The organism is Paenibacillus sp. strain BS8-2, from assembly GCF_054483835.1.
This window is the reverse complement of record NZ_CM137010.1, coordinates 702,501-705,000: the sequence shown is the minus strand read 5'-3', so window position 1 is coordinate 705,000 and position 2,500 is coordinate 702,501. Positions and strand designations below refer to the sequence as shown.

The following is a 2,500-nucleotide window of genomic DNA, read 5'->3' as shown; positions in this document are numbered from 1 at the left end:
AAGCGACTGTTTAGCAAAAACACAGGTCTGTGCGAAGCCGTAAGGCGAAGTATACGGGCTGACGCCTGCCCGGTGCTGGAAGGTTAAGGGGAGCGGTTAGGGGCAACCCGAAGCTGTGAACCGAAGCCCCAGTAAACGGCGGCCGTAACTATAACGGTCCTAAGGTAGCGAAATTCCTTGTCAGGTAAATTCTGACCCGCACGAATGGCGTAACGACTTGGGCGCTGTCTCAACGAGAGATCCGGTGAAATTTTAATACCTGTGAAGATGCAGGTTACCCGCGACAAGACGGAAAGACCCCATGGAGCTTTACTGCAGCTTGATATTGGACTTTGGTACGATCTGTACAGGATAGGTGGGAGCCTTTGAAGCCTGAGCGCCAGCTTAGGTGGAGGCGCCGTTGGGATACCACCCTGATCGTATCGGAGTTCTAACCTAGTACCGTGAAACCGGTACGGGGACCGTGTCAGGCGGGCAGTTTGACTGGGGCGGTCGCCTCCTAAAATGTAACGGAGGCGCCCAAAGGTTCCCTCAGAATGGTTGGAAATCATTCGAAGAGTGCAAAGGCATAAGGGAGCTTGACTGCGAGACCTACAAGTCGAGCAGGGACGAAAGTCGGGCTTAGTGATCCGGTGGTACCGAATGGAAGGGCCATCGCTCAACGGATAAAAGCTACCCTGGGGATAACAGGCTTATCTCCCCCAAGAGTCCACATCGACGGGGAGGTTTGGCACCTCGATGTCGGCTCATCGCATCCTGGGGCTGAAGTAGGTCCCAAGGGTTGGGCTGTTCGCCCATTAAAGCGGTACGCGAGCTGGGTTCAGAACGTCGTGAGACAGTTCGGTCCCTATCTGTCGCGGGCGCAGGAAATTTGAGAGGAGCTGTCCTTAGTACGAGAGGACCGGGATGGACGTACCGCTGGTGTACCAGTTGTTCCGCCAGGAGCACCGCTGGGTAGCCAAGTACGGACGGGATAAGCGCTGAAAGCATCTAAGCGTGAAGCCCCCCTCAAGATGAGATTTCCCAGTATGTAAGACCCCTTGAAGACGACGAGGTTGATAGGTTCGGGGTGGAAGCACAGCAATGTGTGGAGCTGACGAATACTAATCGGTCGAGGGCTTATCCTACACGCTTATCTGTTCATACAAACGATAAGCAACAGCTTAAAGGTTCAGCAAACCTTTCGTATCCAGTTTTCAAGGTGTAATCCTCATAGGATGATTACCTGCCACAGTGATGTGGTTTTTCTGATGAAAACCATTCATTAGAGTCCTAGTTGGAAGATAGTATATGGCCCGTTGGTCAAGGGGTTAAGACACCTCCCTTTCACGGAGGTAACAGGGGTTCGAATCCCCTACGGGTCACCATTATGGAGGATTAGCTCAGCTGGGAGAGCATCTGCCTTACAAGCAGAGGGTCGGCGGTTCGATCCCGTCATCCTCCACCATTATATTCCTGGAGCTGTGGTGTAGAGGCCTAACATGCCTGCCTGTCACGCAGGAGACCGCGGGTTCGAATCCCGTCAGCTCCGCCATTTTTTATCAATCAATGTGCCGTTGTAGCTCAACTGGTAGAGCAACTGACTTGTAATCAGTAGGTTGGGGGTTCAAGTCCTCTCGACGGCACCATGTTTTTCTGGAGGATTAGCGAAGTGGCCAAACGCGGGAGACTGTAAATCTCTTCCTTCGGGTTCGGTGGTTCGAATCCATCATCCTCCACCAGTTTGCTACAAATTAATCAATCAATCGAAACCCTTACCCGTTAAGGGTTTTTTCTTATTTTCAAGGTATTTAAACTAAATTCTTGATACTCTGAGCCCAATACTCTTGATCGCTCAATTAGAAGTAACCGGTTCATTACCTCAACGATTACTTTCATCCGTTACGATTCGTAAATTAAAGAACGCCCGAACACATTTGCGGGTACCAAAGAAGGAAATGCTGTCACGTCTACGTAGGAGGCATTCCTAACTAAATATCCTCGTGACTGCTATATATACCATAGGCGTGTTAGCGGCATGGCTGGCATCCACTTATAGCACGGAGACTTCGCTCACGACATCTCAATCGTCAGAGTTGATAAATGGTATGGCAACTATTCTGTTAACGTCATTAATAGATCCGCAAATTGGACTACTCACCGATAAGGTGTTAAAAGGAGGAAAAAAGATAGGTGCATTGAACAAAGTTTTTGGGTTGTTAATGATATCACTTTTATTAGGGATAGTAATGGTTCAACTATTGCTGGTGCCGGCTGCACACTGAATCAGATAATGGTTCAGTTTATATAGACTTGTAACTAGCTATGCATACGATAATAATACATGCATAAATTCACTTCTTGGATTTAATTAAGCGCTTTCAATTTTCGTGTGCATACCGCGAAGAAGTAAGAATAATAAATTTACAAAATATTAAAAATTGATTACACTGAATGCTAAACGTTGGTTTTCTTCATTTTTTAGCAGGGATAAATTCATCCGGGGGGATAAGAATGAAAG

The 2,500-nt window shown here is 48.0% G+C and carries 1 protein-coding gene, 5 tRNA genes and 1 rRNA gene (1 of these 7 running past the window's edge); all 7 read left to right on the top strand.

Annotated features, from left to right (window positions below):
- A 23S ribosomal RNA gene (locus ACX1C1_RS02945) occupies positions 1-1,127 on the top strand (it extends 1,810 nt beyond the left edge of the window).
- A gap of 165 nt (positions 1,128-1,292) precedes the next feature.
- A tRNA-Glu gene (locus ACX1C1_RS02940) sits at positions 1,293-1,367 on the top strand.
- Between the two features lie 4 nt (positions 1,368-1,371).
- Positions 1,372-1,447, top strand: a tRNA-Val gene (locus ACX1C1_RS02935).
- Positions 1,448-1,457: 10 nt separating this feature from the next.
- Positions 1,458-1,534, top strand: a tRNA-Asp gene (locus tag ACX1C1_RS02930).
- Between the two features lie 18 nt (positions 1,535-1,552).
- Positions 1,553-1,628 (top strand) — tRNA-Thr (locus ACX1C1_RS02925).
- Between the two features lie 9 nt (positions 1,629-1,637).
- Positions 1,638-1,721, top strand: a tRNA-Tyr gene (locus tag ACX1C1_RS02920).
- A 261-nt stretch (positions 1,722-1,982) separates the two neighbouring features.
- A complete protein-coding gene (locus tag ACX1C1_RS02915; protein ID WP_458955677.1) occupies positions 1,983-2,264 on the top strand; it encodes a lipid II flippase family protein in 282 nt (93 codons plus the stop codon).
- The last annotated feature ends 236 nt before the right edge of the window (positions 2,265-2,500 follow it).